Source organism: Pseudomonas sp. TWI923, from assembly GCF_039673365.1.
GTDB classification, from domain to species: Bacteria; Pseudomonadota; Gammaproteobacteria; order Pseudomonadales; family Pseudomonadaceae; genus Aquipseudomonas; species Aquipseudomonas sichuanensis.
The window spans coordinates 1-16,255 of the sequence record NZ_JBDJLM010000099.1; the positions used below are offsets into that span (position 1 = coordinate 1).

Consider the following 16,255-nt stretch of genomic DNA (forward strand, 5'->3'; position numbering starts at 1 on the left):
TCGCTGCGATCTCTCGTAGCGGGAGGCGAATCATACAGCGTTACAACCTGCTGTCAACCACCTTTTTCACCGCTGCCGATCGTGAGACCGAAACGCTTCCGGAGCTTTCGACTCGCTTAACTCATTGAATTTCAAGGAGTTTTGCGTTCCGTTGTCGCTGGAAGTGGGGCGCATTATAAGGGGATCTGAAACCCGGTCAACCCTTAATTTCAAGAAAGCTTCATTTGCCTGAAAACAAAGCGGGGAGGCCTGTCGGCCTCCCCGCTTTTATATAGCAACCGCGCTTACAGGCTAGGGAACGCGAACTGCGACGCCTCGTGGCTGGCGCGCTGCGGCCAGCGCTGGGTGATAGCCTTGCGACGGGTATAGAAACGCACACCGTCTGGCCCATAGGCATGCAGGTCACCGAACAGCGAACGCTTCCAGCCACCGAAGCTGTGATACGCCACCGGCACCGGCAGCGGCACGTTGACCCCGACCATGCCCACTTCGATCTCGTCGCAGAACAGCCGCGCCGCTTCACCGTCACGGGTGAAGATACAGGTCCCGTTGCCATACTCATGATCGTTGATCAACTGCATGGCCTGCTCCAGGCTGTTCACCCGCACCACGCACAGTACCGGCCCGAAGATCTCTTCCTTATAGATGCGCATCTCGGGGGTGACCTTGTCGAACAGGGTGCCACCGACGAAATAGCCATCTTCGTTACCCGCCACACGCAAGCCACGGCCATCGACCACCAGCCGGGCACCAGCGGCGAGGCCGTCGTCAATGTAACCCAGCACCTTGTCACGCGCTGCGGCAGTCACCAGCGGCCCCATGTCCAGGCCACAGGACGTGCCGGCACCGATCTTCAGCGCCTTGATCTGTGGCTCGAGCTTGGCAATCAGGGCATCGGCCACCTGGTCACCCACACACACGGCCACCGAAATGGCCATGCAGCGCTCGCCGCAAGAACCATAGGCAGCCCCCATCAACGCGCTCACCGCGTTGTCGAGGTCAGCATCCGGCATCAGCACGGCGTGGTTCTTCGCTCCGCCCAAGGCCTGGACGCGCTTGCCGCGCTTGGTGCCCTCGGCATAGATGTACTCGGCAATCGGGGTCGAACCGACGAAGCTCAGGGCTTTCACCTCCGGCGCCTCGATCAGCGCATCGACCGCTTCCTTGTCGCCATGCACCACATTGAGGATGCCCTTGGGCAGGCCGGCTTCCAGCAACAGCTGGGCAATATAGAGGGTAGAGCTCGGGTCGCGCTCGGACGGCTTGAGGATGAATGCGTTGCCGCAGGCAATGGCCAGTGGGTACATCCACAGCGGCACCATGGCCGGGAAGTTGAATGGGGTGATGCCAGCCACCACGCCCAGCGGCTGGAAGTCGGACCACGCATCGATGTTCGGGCCAACGTTGCGGCTGTACTCACCCTTCAGTACTTCTGGCGCAGCGCAGGCGAACTCGACGTTCTCGATACCGCGCTTCAGTTCGCCGGCAGCGTCTTCCAGCGTCTTGCCGTGCTCCTCGCTGATCATCTGCGAGATCTTCGCTTCGTTCTGCTCAAGCAGCTGCTTGAAACGGAACATCACCTGGGCGCGCTTGGCTGGCGGGGTGTTGCGCCAGGCCGGGAAGGCAGCCTTGGCCGAATCGATGGCTTCCTGGACAGTGGCACGGCTGGCCAGTTCGACCTTGCGCACGGCCTGGCCGGTAGACGGGTTGAAGACATCGGCGGTGCGCTCGCCCTTGGTGACCAGCTCGCCGTGGATCAGGTGCTGAACAATGCTCATGCAGAACTCCAGATAAAGAAGGTAGTGCCAGGCCCGTGTCGTTCACGCGCCTGGCATCAGAATCAGAAAGATCAGTCGATTTTGTTGAGGGTTTCGCCTACCGCGTCGAACAGGCGGTCCAGCTCCTGCGGCTGGGTATTGAAGGTTGGCCCGAACTGCAGGGTGTCGCCGCCGAAGCGCACATAGAAGCCGGCTTGCCACAGCTTCATCGCGGCCTCGTAAGGGCGAACGATGGCATCACCGTCACGCGCGGCAATCTGGATCGCGCCGGCCAGGCCGTAGTTGCGGATATCTACGATGTTCTTGGTGCCCTTCACGCCATGCAGCAGCTTCTCGAAGTGCGGCGCCAGTTCGGCGGCGGACTGCACCAGGTTCTCTTTCTGCAGCAGGTCCAGCGCGGCGATACCGGCGGCGCAGGCGACCGGGTGCGCCGAGTAGGTGTAGCCGTGGGGGAATTCCACCGCGTACTCAGGGGTCGGCTGGTTCATGAAGGTCTGGTAGATCTCACCAGTGGCGATCACTGCGCCCATCGGGATGGCGCCGTTGGTGACCTGCTTGGCGATGCACATCAGGTCCGGGGTCACGCCGAAGGCCTCGGCACCGGTCATGGCGCCCATGCGGCCGAAGCCGGTGATGACTTCGTCGAAGATCAGCAGGATGTTGTGCTGCGTGCAGATCTCACGCAGACGCTTCAGGTAACCCTTCGGCGGTGGCAGCACGCCTGCGGAACCGGCCAGTGGCTCGACGATCACTGCGGCGATGTTCGAGGCATCGTGCAGTTCGATCAGCTTGAGCATTTCGTCGGCCAGGGCGATACCGCCCTCCTCCGGCATGCCCTTGCTGAAGGCGTTGGCCGGCAGCACGGTATGAGGCAGGTGGTCGACGTCCAGCAGCTGGCCGAACATCTTGCGGTTGCCGTTGACGCCGCCCAGGCTGGTGCCAGCGATGTTCACACCGTGGTAGCCACGGGCACGGCCGATGATCTTGGTCTTGGTGGCCTGGCCTTTCAGGCGCCAGTAGGCACGGACCATCTTCAGCGCGGTATCGGCGCATTCGGAGCCGGAGTTGGTGTAGAACACGTGGTTCAGGTCACCAGGCACCAGGTTGGCAATTTTTTCGGCCAGCTGGAACGACAGCGGGTGGCCGAACTGGAAGGCCGGGGAGTAGTCGAGCGTCGCCACCTGGCGGGCCACCGCTTCGCTGATTTCCTTGCGGGTATGCCCGGCGCCGCAGGTCCACAGCCCCGACAAAGCGTCGAAGATCTTGCGGCCCTTGTCATCGACCAGGTAGTTGCCTTCTGCCGCCACGATCAGCCGCGGGTCGCGGTGGAAGTTACGGTTGGCGGTGTAGGGCATCCAGTGGGCATCCAGCTTGAGCTGGCTGGCCAGGCCGGAATGGGCGGTTTCGGGCATGTTCATCGGCGGTTCCTCGGAAGACGATTAGGCAACGATGGATGTTGTTGCAGCTAAATTCGCACGGGGATAAAGTCCGGAAAACCCAACATTTCTAATCTTCAGTCAGCAGATAACTAAACATATGAGCCGACGCCCCGATCCCCTCGCACAAGTCAGTGATTTCGATATTCGTTTGCTGAAGATCTACCGCAGCGTGGTGGAATGCGGCGGTTTCTCCGCGGCAGAGAACGTGCTGGGTATCGGCCGCTCGGCGATCAGCCAGCAGATGAACGACCTCGAGCAGCGTCTGGGCCTGCGCCTCTGCCAACGCGGGCGCGCCGGTTTCTCGCTCACCGAAGAGGGCCGTGAGGTGTACCACTCGGCCTTGCAGTTGCTCAGCGCCCTGGAATCGTTCCGCACCGAGGTCAATGGCCTGCACCAGCATTTGCGCGGCGAGCTGAACATCGGCCTCACCGACAACCTGGTGACCTTGCCGCACATGCGCATCACCCACGCCCTGGCCGAACTGAAGGACCGCGGCCCCGACGTGCGCATCCAGATCCGCATGATCGCCCCCAGCCAGGTCGAACAAGGCGTGCTCGACGGCAGCCTGCACGTCGGCGTGGTGCCGCAGACCAGCCCGCTGTCGGGCCTGGAGTACCAACCGCTGTACAGCGAGCGCTCGCTGCTCTACTGCGCCGTCGGCCACCCGCTGTTCTACGCCGATGACCAGCAGATCGACGACGAGCGCCTCAACAGCCAGGACGCCATCGCCCCGACCTTCCGCCTACCCGCTGACATCCAGGCGCACTACCAGGCGCTGCACTGCACCGCCAGTGCCTCGGACCGCGAAGGCATGGCCTTCCTGATCCTCACCGGGCGCTATATCGGTTACCTGCCCGACCACTACGCCAGCTTCTGGGTGCAGCAAGGCCGCCTGCGCGCGCTCAAGCCCGCGCAACGCTTCTATGACCTGGGCCTGAGCTGGGTTACGCGCAAAGGCCGACGTCCCAACCTGGTACTGGAAAGCTTCCTCGAGAGCCTGGCTGCGACACGTTGATACTTATCCAGGCCGCAAATGCTTGTCACTTCGGCACAGGCAGGTAATCTGTCGAACATTCGTAACGACCCGTCCGGAATCGTCCATGACCCTAGAAGTCCCTGCGCATCGCTCCCCCGCCTCGGGCAAGCCCGCCGGCCGCATCCGCCAGAAGAACGAGCAGGCCATCATCCAGGCCGCCGAAGACGAATTCGCCCGCCACGGCTACAAGGGCACGAGCATGAACACCATCGCGCTCAAGGCCGGGCTGCCCAAGGCCAACCTGCACTACTACTTCACCAACAAGCTGGGCCTGTACATCGCGGTGCTGAGCAACATCATCGAACTGTGGGACAGCACCTTCAACGCCTTGAGCGTCGACGACGACCCCGGCGAAGCGCTGAGCCAGTACATCCGCACCAAGATGGAGTTCTCCCGGCGCAACCCGCAGGCCTCGCGGATCTTCGCCATGGAAGTGATCAGCGGCGGCGAGTGCCTCACCGAATACTTCAGCGCCGACTACCGTGAATGGTTCCGTGGCCGCGCCGCGGTGTTCCAGGCCTGGATGGAGGCCGGCAAAATGGACCGGGTCGACCCCGTGCACCTGATCTTCCTGCTGTGGGGCAGCACCCAGCACTACGCCGACTTCGCCACCCAGATCTGCCAGGTCACCGGCCGCAGCCGCCTGACCAAGCAGGACATGGAAGACGCGAGCAACAATCTTATCCACATCATTCTCAAAGGCTGCGGCATCAACACGCCCGCCTGACCCGGACCTATGCCTTCTACCCTGCTCGACCTCTGCGAGTTCCGCGAGGAAATCCGCAAGAGCCGTTTCATCACCCTGGCCGGCCCGATCGCCAGCCCTGCCGAGGCAATGGCCTTCATCGAACGCCACAGCGACCTGGCGGCCACCCACAACTGCTGGGCCTGGAAGCTCGGTGGCCAGTACCGCAGCAGTGACGACGGTGAACCCGGTGGCACCGCCGGGCGCCCTATCCTCGCCGCCATCGAGGCGCAGGATTGCGACCAGGTGGTGGTGCTGGTGATCCGCTGGTACGGCGGTATCCAACTAGGCACCGGTGGCCTGGCCCGCGCTTACGGCGGCGGCGCCAACAAATGCCTGCAGCAAGCGCCCAAACGACTGCTGGTGCAGCGCAGCGAATTTACCTGCAGCTGTACCTTCAGTGAGCTGGCACTGGTCAAGCTGCGCCTGGCGGAGGTAGACGGCCTGGTGCTGGACGAGCAATTCACCGCCAATGGCGTCGACCTGCATATCGCACTGGGCGATATACACCAGCACACCCTGCAACAACAACTGGCCGACCTGAGCCGCGGGCGCATCCTGCTGGAACGCTGCTGAGCGTTGCCCACAACTACTGTGGGCCCGCCTGTGGATAAGCTTGGGGCATTCTTGCCCAGGCTTTGCGCTCCAAGGCTTGCAGAGCTTTGATCATATTTTGATCACAATCATGTGACGGTGACCCAAGTCACTGAAACCCGGTGAGTTATCCCCAACCTTGAACACAGCTACGCACTGAAACCAGCGTTTCAGCGGCACTTTGCTTGCGCACAATAACTGTGGAGCAGCCTGTGGATAACCCGTTAGCCAGTCAGCCAAAGCCCGATTCCATCGGCTGCGCAGCGAGCTGTTCATTTTTTGTACAGCCCTCATCGGCCGCACAGGCCTGCAACGCAGTACTGGGATATGCTCCTCATCCACGCCCTGCGCGTATTAGGGCGCCCACACTTTGTCATGGGGCGAGCAGCCACTCGTTTCACCCAATCAAGGAGCATCGCAATGACCGCGAACAAGACCGCCCTGATCATCGGCGCCTCCCGAGGCCTCGGCCTGGGCCTGGTACAACGCCTGCGCGAAGATGGCTGGAACATCATCGCAACCGTACGTGATCCACAGCAGCCCGGCGCCCTCGGCGAGGTAGCGGGCGTGCGTATCGAACGCCTGGAGATGAACGACACCGCCCAGCTCGATGGCCTCAAGCAACGCCTGCACGGCGAAGTTTTCGACCTGGTGTTCGTCAACGCCGGCGTAATGGGCCCGCTGCCGCAGGATCTGGAGAGCGTCCAGGTACCGCAGATCGGCGACCTGTTCATGACCAACGCCGTGGCCCCGATCCGCGTCGCCCGGCGCCTGGCCGGCCAAGTGCGTGAAGGCACCGGCGTGCTGGCGTTCATGAGCTCGATCCTGGGCAGCGTGACCATCCCCGACGGCGGCGAGATCTGCCTGTACAAGGCCAGCAAGGCCGCGCTCAACTCGATGATCAACAGCTTCGTGGTCGAGCTGCAGCGCCCCGACCTGTGCGTGCTGGCCATGCACCCAGGCTGGGTGAAGACCGACATGGGCGGCGAGAACGCCGAGATCGACGTGCTCACCAGCACCCGTGGCATGCTTGAGCAGATCAAGGCCCAAAGCGGCAACGGCGGCCTGCGCTTCATCAACTACAAGGGCGAAGCACTGATCTGGTAAGCCCCGGGCGATACAGGCCCGGGTGGGCGCATTGCCCGGCCGGGCCCTGTAGAATGGCGGCCAACCGTACCTGATCGAGATTGCACACATGTATGACTGGCTGAACGCCCTACCCAAGGCGGAACTGCACATGCACCTTGAGGGTTCGCTGGAGCCCGAACTGCTGTTCGCCCTGGCTGAACGCAACAAGATCGCCCTGCCCTGGGCGGATGTGGAAACCCTGCGCAGCGCCTACGCCTTCAACAACCTGCAGGAATTCCTCGACCTCTATTACCAGGGCGCCGACGTACTGCGCACCGAGCAGGACTTCTATGACCTGACCTGGGCCTACCTGCAACGCTGCAAGGTGCAGAACGTTATCCACACCGAACCCTTCTTCGACCCGCAGACCCACACCGACCGCGGCATCCCCTTCGAAGTGGTACTGAACGGCATCGACCAGGCGCTCAAGGATGGCCGCCAACAACTGGGTATCAGCAGCGGCCTGATCCTCAGTTTCCTGCGCCACCTGAGCGAAGACGAAGCGCAGAAGACCCTCGACATGGCCCTGCCCTTCCGCAACGCCTTCATCGCCGTGGGCCTGGACAGTTCGGAGAAAGGCCACCCGCCGAGCAAGTTCCAGCGCGTGTTCGACCGCGCCCGCAGCGAAGGCTTCGTGGCCGTGGCCCATGCCGGCGAGGAAGGCCCGCCCGAGTACATCTGGGAAGCCCTCGACCTGCTCAAGATCAAGCGCATCGACCATGGCGTGCGCGCCATCGAAGATGAGCGCCTGATGCAGCGCATCATCGACGAACAGATCCCGCTGACCGTCTGCCCACTGTCCAACACCAAGCTGTGCGTGTTCGACCACATGAGCCAGCACAACATCCTCGACATGCTCGAGCGCGGTGTGAAGGTCACGGTCAACTCCGATGACCCGGCCTATTTCGGTGGTTACGTCACCGAAAACTTCCACGCCCTGCACCAGCACCTGGGCATGACCCAGGACCAGGCTCGCCGCCTGGCGCAGAACAGCCTGGACGCCCGCCTGGCAGGCTAACCCACCTGCCGGGCAGGAAGGCTTGCGATACCGTTGATCTGCTGAAGGCCGAGCGGGGTAACATGCACCGCCCGGCTACCTTCCTGTTCACGCACCCAGCCCGACTGCACGAACAGTTTGAGCAGGGCCTGCCCCAGGCTACCGCCAAGGTGCGGCCCCTGATCGCTCCATTCGCTGCAATGGCAGATCACACAATCACGTGGCTGCCCCGGTGCCAGCGCATCGATGTATAGCCCCATCGCCTGCAGCCGTAGCCGGCCTTCCTGGCTCACGAACAGTTGCTGCTCGCTGCCTTCCAGCCATCCGGCGGCAAGCAGGCGCTGGTATAGCTCGGCAACCACTTCGCCGCCCAGGTGATCGCCGCACAGGCGCGCCTTGCGCATGGACAGTGGTATCTGCCGCGGCGTGCCGGCGTGAGCTCCCGCACGGCTCTCAAGCTGCACGCTGGCCAACGCCTCCACTGCCGCTATCACCTCTGGGTTGGCCAGACGGTAGAAGCGTTTGCGCCCGCGAATTTCCAGCCGCAGCAAGCCTGCGCCAGCCAGCAGGGTCAGGTGCGAACAGGCCGAGGAGACGCTCAGGCTAGTCATGCTCGCCAGCTCGTCCGCCGCACGCGGAGTACCATCGATCAGTGCCCATAACATGGCACTGCGTTTGGGTTCTGCCATCAGGCCGGCGGCCTGGCTGATACTGTGGACTGCGTTCATCAACCTGAAGCTCCCTGAAAGTTCTCGTCCGAAAAACCAGAGCGAACCTGCCGGTCTCATCAAGGTGGCCCAGACTAGGGTGTCGATGAATGATCGGCGAATGGTGCGATACCCCTGCACATCCCTGAGCGCTGGTTCGCCCTTCTGGCGGGGAAGTATCTCTGGCTGGCACTGGCTGCCGGGAGCAGTATAAGCCGCGTGAAAGCACGCGCCCTGCCACTGGTGGAGCCCAGCCGTAGAGGGGAACACCTGGCTGTCACGCTCGGCGGCAGGCACTTGGCAAGGCCTTTTCCCCCGTGCCACAGCGCCCAAAGCCTGCAACGGCCAGCCGCCCCAGTTGCATCGCCCGACAATACCGACAGTGCCCTACATAACTTTCTGGCATCAAACCAGAAAGCTTCCCGGCTCCTGCCCGTCATGACCGTCAGTCCGAGTACTGATGTCGGTCATGGCGAGCGCCTTGGGCGGCGCTAAACTTCATCGGCGCTCGCTCACTGGAGGTGGATCGCGATGAAGATTGTCGTCTGTGCGTCGAACCGAAACCCCAATTGCCCGTGGCAGGTCCAGCTTGATCAGCACGTCGTGAGTTTTCGCAGCGAAAGCGAAGCGCGTGCCTTCGTCGCCCTGCTGGAAACGCGGCTCAATGCCCCCCACCCGCTCACGCAGAGCGCTTGGCCTGCAAGCGTCGGGTCAGCACTGCGACACTGACCACCAGCGCGCCGCACAGGCTGATCACCAGCGCCATGGGCACCGCGCTGCCGTCGTGTAGCACGCCAACCAACGCCGCCGCACCGGCGGCGACGCTGAACTGCAGGCAACCCATCAACGCCGAGGCACTGCCGGCCCGCGCACCTTGCCCGCTCATGGCGCAGGCCGAGGCGTTGGGAATGATGCATCCCAGGCTGGAGATGCACACGAACAGCGGTACCAGCAACGGCCACAGTGCGGCCGGGTGCAGTGCCGCCACCGCCAGCAGTAGCAAGGCAGCCGCCAGGTACAACCACACCGCACGGGCCAGCAGGAAGGCCGGGCCACGCTTGGCCAGCAAGCGGGCATTGACCTGGGCCATGAGGATGAACCCTGCGGCGTTGCTACCGAACAGCCAGCCATAGTGCTCCGGCGCTACGCCGTACAGCTTGATGAAAACGAACGGCGAACCGGCGATATAGGCGAACATCCCGGCAATGGCGATGCCACCGGTCAGCGCATGGCCAACAAAAGCCCTGTCAGCCAGTAACCGCAGGTATTGGCGCAAGGCACCAGACAACGGCTGGCGCGGTACATGCGTCGGCAGGCTTTCCGGCAAGCCCAGGCCGACGGCCAGCAGGCACACGCCGCTGAACAGGCTCAAGGCGAGGAAGATCGATTGCCAGCCGGCCACGTTCACCAGCACGCCACCGAGCATCGGCGCCAGGATCGGCGCCAGTCCCATCACCAGCATCAATTGCGAGAACACCTTGGCCGAGGCCACCGGGTCGCACTTGTCACTGACGATCGCCCGCGACAGCACCATCCCGGCGCAGCCACCCAACGCCTGGACGAAGCGCGCCACGATGAGGCTGTCGAGCGTCGGCGCGTAGGCACAGGCCAGCGACGCCACGGTGAACAGGCCGACCCCGAACAACAGCGGGATGCGTCGGCCAAAGCGGTCGGCCACCGGGCCGTAGGCCAGCTGGCCCAGCGAGAGACCGAGGAAGTAGGCCGCCAGGGTGGTCTGCACGTGCTTCTCGTCGGTAGCAAAAGCGTGCGCCATGGCTGGGAAGGCAGGCAGGTAGAAGTCGATCGCCAAAGGCCCGAACGCACTGAGGGCGCCGAGGATCAGCAAGGTTCGCAGGTTCATGAAGAATCCATAGCAGGCTAAGCAAGTGCGTTAGTCTACCTGCAGTGGATCATCCAACGTTGAAAACCTTTGTAATAAATGGGGGCGTCGAACGCCCCCTGGCAGCCGTCAGGCCACCTCGGCCTGGTAACCTTCTTCTTGGATCGCCGCGATGATCTGCCCGGCAGCCAGTGCACTCTCCACCCGCACCTGCCGCGCCGCCAGGTCCACCTCCACCCGCGCCGCCGCATCCTGCGCCTGCACCGCCCGAGTAACGCCCTTTACACAATGGCCGCAGGTCATGCCTTGTACATTGAACACTTGCATCGAGGTTGCCTCCTTCAGGGTTTTGCGCAGTCTCAGGGTTGCCATCGGGGTAAGGTCAAGTTTCGTCTGCAACGGTCGGGCTGGAAATCCGCGCCCCGCTCGGCCAAGCTTCGCCTCTGACGATTTTGCCAAGCAGGAGATTCTTCATGATCAGGACCGCATTGACCCTCGCCGGATTGCTCGGTGCGCTGGCCGTGGTGCCACCGGCCAGCGCCGAGGGCAACTCGGACTACAGCGTGCTGATCATTTCCCGGGAGCGCCTGGAAGTGGCCACCAATTGCGAGATCGGCATCTACCTCAACGATCAGTTGTCCGGCCGGGTATTCCAGGAGCAGTCGACCTCCTTCAACCTGCCCGCCGGCCCGATCGATGTGCGCCTGCGCCTGCTACCTGGGCAGAGCCCCGGTTGCGCCCCCGGCATCGAGGACCAACGCAGCACGCGCCTGACCTTGCAGGCGGGCCAGATCAACAAATACCGCATTGCCATGGGGCACAATGGCCTGGTGCTCAAGCGAGCCAGCCTGGGCTATTGACCTTGCCAGCATGGCAAGGTTGATGCTGCTGGCTTGTCCACGGAGGAAAGAGCCATGCCCGCATCCACCACCTTCGACCTGCCGATTGCCGGCATGACCTGCGCCAGCTGCGCAGGTCGGGTCGAGCGCGCCCTGCGCAAGGTCACTGGCGCAGAACAGGTCAGCGTCAACCTCGCCACCGAACAGGCCCGGGTCCAGGCCCCGGCCGACAGCCTGCCGGCGCTGGTCGACGCTGTGCGCGAGGCGGGCTACAGCGTGCCCACCCGCACCCTCGAACTGCAGATCGGCGGCATGACCTGCGCCAGTTGCGCCGGCCGTGTCGAGCGCGCCCTCGGCAAAGTGCCGGGGGTCGAGCAGATCAGTGTCAACCTGGCCAGCGAGCGCGCCCACCTCGAAGTGCTGCAGGCCGTCGATGACGCCGCGCTGATCGCGGCGGTCGAGCAAGCCGGCTACAGCGCCACCCTGCCGCGCACCGCGCACGATGACCTGGCCCTGGCGCAACGCCGCTTGCGCAACGAACGCCTGGCCGTCGGTGCCGCCCTGCTGCTGGCGCTGCCATTGGTGCTGCCGATGCTGGTGCAGCCGTTCGGCCTGCACTGGATGCTGCCGGCCTGGGCGCAGTTCCTGCTGGCCACACCAGTGCAGTTCATCCTCGGTGCACGCTTCTACGTCGCCGCCTGGAAGGCTGTGCGCGCCGGGGCCGGCAACATGGACCTGCTGGTCGCCCTGGGCACCAGCGCCGGTTACGGCCTGAGCCTGTACCAATGGGCCAATGCCCATGCCGGCATGGAGCCGCACCTGTATTTCGAAGCCTCGGCGGTGGTGATTGCCCTGGTACTGCTCGGCAAATACCTGGAAAGCCGCGCCAAGCGCCAGACAGCCAGCGCCATCCGCGCCCTCGAAGCCCTGCGCCCGGAGCGGGCGGTGCGGGTGGTCGATGGCCATGAAGAAGACGTGGCAATCAGCCAGCTGCGCCTGGGCGACCTGGTGCTGGTCAAACCTGGCGAGCGCTTCCCGGTCGACGGCGAAGTGCTCGAAGGCAGCAGTCATGCCGACGAAGCGCTGATCAGCGGCGAAAGCCTGCCCGTCCCCAAGCAACCCGGCGATGCCGTCACCGGCGGCGCCATCAACGGCGAGGGCCGGCTGCTGGTGCAGACCCGCGCACTGGGTACCGAAACCGTGCTGGCGCGCATCATCCGCCTGGTCGAGGCTGCCCAGGCAGCCAAGGCACCGATCCAGAAACTGGTCGACCGGGTCAGCCAGGTGTTCGTCCCCGCCGTGCTGGTGCTGGCGCTGCTCACCCTGGTGGGCTGGTGGCTGGCCGGCGCGCCGCTGGAAACCGCGCTGATCAACGCCGTTGCCGTGCTGGTAATCGCCTGCCCCTGCGCCCTCGGCCTGGCCACGCCCGCCGCGATCATGGCCGGTACCGGTGTCGCCGCCCGCCACGGCATCCTGATCAAGGACGCCGAAGCGCTGGAGCGCGCCCATGCGGTCAACCGCGTGGTATTCGACAAGACCGGCACCCTGACCTCCGGCAGCCCGCGCATCGTCCACAGCCAGGCGGTCAGTGGCGACCAGGGTGAGCTGCTGCGCCTGGCCGGGGCCTTGCAACGCGGCAGCGAACACCCACTGGCCAAAGCGGTACTCGACGCCTGCGCCGAGCAAGGCTTGGATGTACCGCAGGTAAATGACAGCCAGTCCCTGACCGGCCGCGGTATCGCCGGCCAGGTGGGCGGCCGCGACCTGGCGCTGGGCAACCGCCGCCTGCTCGACGAAAGCCAGCTGCAGCCCGCTGGGCTGGCGGCCAATGCCCAGGCCTGGGAGGCCGAGGGCCGCACCCTGTCCTGGTTGATCGAACGGGGCAGCCAACCCCGCGTGCTGGGCCTGTTCGCCTTCGGCGACAGCCTGAAGCCCGGCGCGGCCCCGGCCATCGACGCCCTGCACGCCCGTGGCATCAGCAGCCACCTGCTGACCGGCGACAACCGTGGCAGCGCCAAGGTCGTCGCCGACGCCCTGGGCATCGACGATGTGCATGCCGAAGTGTTGCCGGCCGACAAGGCCGCCACGGTTGCCAAACTCAAGCAGGATGGCGTGGTGGCCATGGTCGGCGACGGCATCAACGACGCCCCCGCCCTGGCCGCCGCCGACATCGGCATCGCCATGGGCGGTGGTACCGACGTGGCCATGCAGGCCGCCGGCATCACCCTGATGCGCGGCGACCCACGCCTGGTGCCCGCCGCACTGGAGATCAGCCGCAAGACCTACGCGAAGATCCGTCAGAACCTGTTCTGGGCCTTCATCTACAACCTGGTCGGCATCCCCCTGGCAGCCTTCGGCTACCTCAATCCGGTGCTGGCCGGCGCCGCCATGGCCCTGTCCAGCGTCAGCGTGGTGAGCAATGCCCTGTGGCTGAAAACCTGGAAACCCACCGGCACCGACCAGGAGGCGCCATGAACATCGGCCAGGCCGCCCGCCACAGCGGGCTCAGCGCCAAGATGATCCGCTACTACGAATCCATCGGCCTGCTGCGCCCGGCCAGGCGCAGCGACAGCGGCTACCGCCTCTACGGCCCGCAAGACCTGCACAGCCTGGCGTTCATCAAGCGCTCGCGTGACCTGGGCTTCTCGCTGGAAGAAGTGGCAAAACTGTTGACCCTGTGGCAGGACCGCCAACGGGCCAGCGCCGACGTGAAAGCGCTGGCCACCCAGCACATCGATGCGCTCAACCGGCGTATCGAAGAGCTGGTCAACCTGCGCGATACCCTCGGTGAGCTGATCGCCCACTGCCAGGGCGACGACCGCCCGGATTGCCCGATCCTCAAGGACCTGGCCAATGGTTGCTGCCACTGAACCCAGCCCGGCATAACAGTGGGAGCGGCGATGCGCCGCTCCCACGCCTTCGCCCGACTCGATTGCCGCGCTTGGTATGCCATATTAGCCTTGCGCCGACCGAATCCCCCTCAAACACCCGTTTAATCCAATAAATACGGGCATTTCCCTTCAAGAAACCCAGACGCTGCCGATGCCCTGAGTACCTGCCTCGTGTATCGAAAAAAATAATCTGGGAGCGTGGATGAACATCAAGCAAAAACTGACCTGGGCGTTCGCCGTCATTGCCGGCCTGCCCATCGTCATCGTCGCCACCCTGGTAGTGGTCAACCTGCGCGGTGAAGCCCGTGACGATTTCCTCGACAACAGCAGCCGGGAAATCCGTCAGGTCGGCAACGCCATGAACCTGTTCTTCCAGGGCATCACCCAGAACGTCGACTACCTCGCCGCGCAGCCGTTGGTGGCCACCAGCGCCGACAACGTGAAAAAGCACATCAGCGCCGATGCCGCCAACATTGCCCCCGGCGAACAGGACAAAGTCCTGTTCGACCTGTTCAGCCGCCTGGCCCAGAGCCACCCGGACTACGCCTATGTGTCCTACGGACTGAAGGACGGCGGCTATGCGTTCTGGCCCGGCGATCCGAAAATGGCCAACTACGACCCGCGCACCCGCCCCTGGTACCAGGCCGCCATGGCCAACCCTGGCAAGACCCTGCGTACCGCGCCTTACTATTGGGCCGGTGACGACGCCGTACTGGTCAGCACTGTGCGCGCCGTGGCCAACCAGCTGGGCAACCCGGGCGGTGTGGTCAACATCGACGTGTCGCTCAAGGGCCTGACCGAGATCGTCAAGCAGATCAAACTGGGCGAAAGCGGCTACCTGATCCTGATGGAAAACAACGGCAACGTGATGGTCGATCCCCGCGATGCCAGCCACAACTTCAAACAGCTTTCCAGCTTTGGCGATGGCTACGCCGAGCTGGCCAAGGCCGGCAAAGGCCTGGTCGAGGTCGAGATCAACGGCGAGCGCTTCATGGCCAACGTCTACCCTGACGAACAACTGGGCTGGACCTTCATCGGCCTGATCCACGAAAGCGAAGTGATGCAGACCACCACCCGCTTGACCTGGCTGATCGGCGCCGTGGCGCTGATCCTCGCCGCCGTGTTCGCGGTGGTCGGCGCGGCCTTCGCCAAGCTCATCGTGCGCCCGATCAACAGCGTCACCCATGGCCTGGAAGACATCGCTCAGGGCGAAGGCGACCTGACCCGCAACCTGGAAATCCGCGGCCGCGACGAAACCGCGCAGCTGGCCAGCTGGTTCAACCAGTTCCTCGGCGCCATTCGCAGCCTGATCCAGCACATCGGCACGGCGGCCAGCCAGATCCTCAGCACCTCCAGCAGCTCGACCCGGGTCTCCGCCGACATGAGCGAAGCCGCCGGGCGCCAGCGCGAAGCGGTGGACATGGTCTCGACCGCCTTCCACGAGATGGTCGCCACCGCCAACGAAGTAGCGCGTTCGTGCAGCCAGGCCGCGCAGTCCGCCGACAGCGGCCAGCAGCAGGCCCGTGACGGCCAGCAGCAGATCGACGCCGCGGTGCAGAGCGTCGACCGCCTGAGCCGTGAAATCGAGCAGTCGGCGCAGTCGATCCAGCAGCTGGAACGCGACAGCAACGCCATCCAGTCGATCCTCGGCACCATCCGCTCGATCGCCGAGCAGACCAACCTGCTGGCGCTCAACGCCGCCATCGAAGCTGCCCGCGCCGGCGAGCAGGGCCGTGGTTTTGCCGTGGTCGCCGACGAAGTCCGCGCCCTGGCCAAGCGCACCGCCGATTCCACCGCCGAAATCGACGGCCTGCTGGGCAACCTGGCCAGCCGCACCGCCGAAGTGGCCGAACAGATGCACGCCAGCATCGAGGTGTCGCAGCAGTCGGTCAGCCGCATCGGCCTGGCCCGCGACAGCTTCGGCCAGATCCGCGAGTCGGTGGATGTGATCCGCGACATGAACACCCAGATCGCCACTGCCGCCGAAGAGCAGCACCAGGTGGCCGAGGACATCAACCGGCACATCAGCCAGATTCATGGCGATGCGCAGTTGGTGGCCGAGCTGGCCCAGGCCGCGCGACAGGACTCCGAGAGCCTGGCCGGGCTGTCCAACGAGCTGGATGCACTGGTGCGACGCTTCCGCACCTGAGCAAGCCCGAACCTGGGAGGAACCGCTTTGTTGTAGGAGCGGCCTTGTGTCGCGAAAGGGCTGCGCAGCAGCCCCGGCAATCTTGTGGGAACCATGGATCCTGGGGCCGCTG

15 protein-coding genes are annotated in these 16,255 nt (G+C 64.3%); 10 read left to right on the forward strand and 5 right to left on the reverse strand.

Going from position 1 to position 16,255, the window contains the following annotated elements; translation table 11 throughout:
* Window positions 1-284 precede the first annotated feature (284 nt).
* Both ABE459_RS23735 and ABE459_RS23740 read right to left on the reverse strand, forming a co-directional pair.
* Window positions 285-1,778: a CoA-acylating methylmalonate-semialdehyde dehydrogenase gene (locus ABE459_RS23735; protein ID WP_323830376.1), complete on the reverse strand. Its 1,494-nt coding sequence runs from the start codon at window positions 1,776-1,778 to the stop codon at window positions 285-287.
* A 71-nt stretch (window positions 1,779-1,849) separates the two neighbouring features.
* Window positions 1,850-3,196, reverse strand: coding sequence for an aspartate aminotransferase family protein (locus tag ABE459_RS23740; RefSeq protein WP_323830377.1), 1,347 nt, complete (start codon window positions 3,194-3,196; stop codon window positions 1,850-1,852).
* Window positions 3,197-3,314: 118 nt separating this feature from the next.
* Here ABE459_RS23740 and ABE459_RS23745 point away from each other — a divergent pair, with 118 nt between their 5' ends.
* The 5 genes from ABE459_RS23745 to ABE459_RS23765 all read left to right on the forward strand — a co-directional run bounded on the left by ABE459_RS23745 (window position 3,315) and on the right by ABE459_RS23765 (window position 7,738).
* Window positions 3,315-4,232: a LysR family transcriptional regulator gene (locus ABE459_RS23745; protein ID WP_110992892.1), complete on the forward strand. Its 918-nt coding sequence runs from the start codon at window positions 3,315-3,317 to the stop codon at window positions 4,230-4,232.
* Window positions 4,233-4,317: 85 nt separating this feature from the next.
* Window positions 4,318-4,980 carry a TetR/AcrR family transcriptional regulator gene (locus ABE459_RS23750; protein WP_125465651.1) on the forward strand — a complete coding sequence of 221 codons (663 nt, stop codon included), beginning with the start codon at window positions 4,318-4,320 and terminating at the stop codon, window positions 4,978-4,980.
* Window positions 4,981-4,989: 9 nt separating this feature from the next.
* On the forward strand, window positions 4,990-5,574 hold the full coding sequence (locus ABE459_RS23755; protein ID WP_323830378.1) for a YigZ family protein: 585 nt from the start codon (window positions 4,990-4,992) through the stop codon (window positions 5,572-5,574).
* A 438-nt stretch (window positions 5,575-6,012) separates the two neighbouring features.
* Window positions 6,013-6,699: an SDR family oxidoreductase gene (locus ABE459_RS23760; RefSeq protein WP_125860504.1), complete on the forward strand. Its 687-nt coding sequence runs from the start codon at window positions 6,013-6,015 to the stop codon at window positions 6,697-6,699.
* 88 nt (window positions 6,700-6,787) lie between these two features.
* A complete protein-coding gene (locus tag ABE459_RS23765; RefSeq protein WP_323830379.1) occupies window positions 6,788-7,738 on the forward strand; it encodes an adenosine deaminase in 951 nt (316 codons plus the stop codon).
* Here the strand turns inward: ABE459_RS23765 and ABE459_RS23770 are convergent.
* Window positions 7,735-8,445, reverse strand: a complete 711-nt coding sequence (locus ABE459_RS23770) for a helix-turn-helix transcriptional regulator (protein WP_323830380.1) — start codon at window positions 8,443-8,445, stop codon at window positions 7,735-7,737. The two genes, ABE459_RS23765 and ABE459_RS23770, sit on opposite strands and share 4 nt — an antisense overlap.
* A 510-nt stretch (window positions 8,446-8,955) precedes the next feature.
* On the opposite strand from ABE459_RS23770, the gene ABE459_RS23775 reads away from it, so the two are divergent.
* Window positions 8,956-9,153, forward strand: coding sequence for a hypothetical protein (locus tag ABE459_RS23775; protein ID WP_125465656.1), 198 nt, complete (start codon window positions 8,956-8,958; stop codon window positions 9,151-9,153).
* On the opposite strand, the gene ABE459_RS23780 is transcribed toward ABE459_RS23775, so the two are convergent.
* Together ABE459_RS23780 and ABE459_RS23785 are read right to left on the reverse strand one after the other, a co-directional pair.
* Window positions 9,104-10,285 carry a multidrug effflux MFS transporter gene (locus ABE459_RS23780; protein WP_323830381.1) on the reverse strand — a complete coding sequence of 394 codons (1,182 nt, stop codon included), beginning with the start codon at window positions 10,283-10,285 and terminating at the stop codon, window positions 9,104-9,106. The two genes, ABE459_RS23775 and ABE459_RS23780, sit on opposite strands and share 50 nt — an antisense overlap.
* Before the next feature lie 108 nt (window positions 10,286-10,393).
* The gene (locus tag ABE459_RS23785; protein WP_323830382.1) at window positions 10,394-10,591 is read right to left on the reverse strand and encodes a cation transporter; all 198 of its coding nucleotides are present in this window, start codon (window positions 10,589-10,591) and stop codon (window positions 10,394-10,396) included.
* Between the two features lie 146 nt (window positions 10,592-10,737).
* Between ABE459_RS23785 and ABE459_RS23790 the strand changes: the two genes are divergently transcribed.
* The 4 genes from ABE459_RS23790 to ABE459_RS23805 all read left to right on the forward strand — a co-directional run bounded on the left by ABE459_RS23790 (window position 10,738) and on the right by ABE459_RS23805 (window position 16,143).
* Window positions 10,738-11,124 carry a hypothetical protein gene (locus ABE459_RS23790; RefSeq protein ID WP_125465659.1) on the forward strand — a complete coding sequence of 129 codons (387 nt, stop codon included), beginning with the start codon at window positions 10,738-10,740 and terminating at the stop codon, window positions 11,122-11,124.
* A gap of 54 nt (window positions 11,125-11,178) precedes the next feature.
* On the forward strand, window positions 11,179-13,578 hold the full coding sequence (locus ABE459_RS23795) for a heavy metal translocating P-type ATPase (RefSeq protein WP_323830383.1): 2,400 nt from the start codon (window positions 11,179-11,181) through the stop codon (window positions 13,576-13,578).
* Window positions 13,575-13,973 (forward strand): Cu(I)-responsive transcriptional regulator, encoded by a 399-nt coding sequence (gene cueR, locus ABE459_RS23800; RefSeq protein WP_125860516.1) that lies wholly within the window; start codon window positions 13,575-13,577, stop codon window positions 13,971-13,973. Before ABE459_RS23795 ends, cueR begins: the two co-directional genes overlap by 4 nt.
* 223 nt (window positions 13,974-14,196) lie before the next feature.
* Window positions 14,197-16,143, forward strand: coding sequence for a methyl-accepting chemotaxis protein (locus ABE459_RS23805; RefSeq protein WP_323830384.1), 1,947 nt, complete (start codon window positions 14,197-14,199; stop codon window positions 16,141-16,143).
* Window positions 16,144-16,255: the final 112 nt, after the last annotated feature.

Bases quoted from the DNA above. Each gene is read 5' to 3' on its own strand.
- ABE459_RS23780 (WP_323830381.1), bottom strand. From the start codon at position 10,285: ATGAACCTGCGAACCTTGCTGATCCTCGGCGCCCTCAGTGCGTTCGGG.
- ABE459_RS23785 (WP_323830382.1), bottom strand. From the start codon at position 10,591: ATGCAAGTGTTCAATGTACAAGGCATGACCTGCGGCCATTGTGTAAAG.
- ABE459_RS23740 (WP_323830377.1), bottom strand. From the start codon at position 3,196: ATGAACATGCCCGAAACCGCCCATTCCGGCCTGGCCAGCCAGCTCAAG.
- ABE459_RS23755 (WP_323830378.1), top strand. From the start codon at position 4,990: ATGCCTTCTACCCTGCTCGACCTCTGCGAGTTCCGCGAGGAAATCCGC.
- ABE459_RS23790 (WP_125465659.1), top strand. From the start codon at position 10,738: ATGATCAGGACCGCATTGACCCTCGCCGGATTGCTCGGTGCGCTGGCC.
- ABE459_RS23765 (WP_323830379.1), top strand. From the start codon at position 6,788: ATGTATGACTGGCTGAACGCCCTACCCAAGGCGGAACTGCACATGCAC.
- ABE459_RS23735 (WP_323830376.1), bottom strand. From the start codon at position 1,778: ATGAGCATTGTTCAGCACCTGATCCACGGCGAGCTGGTCACCAAGGGC.
- ABE459_RS23750 (WP_125465651.1), top strand. From the start codon at position 4,318: ATGACCCTAGAAGTCCCTGCGCATCGCTCCCCCGCCTCGGGCAAGCCC.
- ABE459_RS23770 (WP_323830380.1), bottom strand. From the start codon at position 8,445: ATGAACGCAGTCCACAGTATCAGCCAGGCCGCCGGCCTGATGGCAGAA.
- ABE459_RS23795 (WP_323830383.1), top strand. From the start codon at position 11,179: ATGCCCGCATCCACCACCTTCGACCTGCCGATTGCCGGCATGACCTGC.
- cueR (WP_125860516.1), top strand. From the start codon at position 13,575: ATGAACATCGGCCAGGCCGCCCGCCACAGCGGGCTCAGCGCCAAGATG.
- ABE459_RS23805 (WP_323830384.1), top strand. From the start codon at position 14,197: ATGAACATCAAGCAAAAACTGACCTGGGCGTTCGCCGTCATTGCCGGC.
- ABE459_RS23775 (WP_125465656.1), top strand. From the start codon at position 8,956: ATGAAGATTGTCGTCTGTGCGTCGAACCGAAACCCCAATTGCCCGTGG.
- ABE459_RS23745 (WP_110992892.1), top strand. From the start codon at position 3,315: ATGAGCCGACGCCCCGATCCCCTCGCACAAGTCAGTGATTTCGATATT.
- ABE459_RS23760 (WP_125860504.1), top strand. From the start codon at position 6,013: ATGACCGCGAACAAGACCGCCCTGATCATCGGCGCCTCCCGAGGCCTC.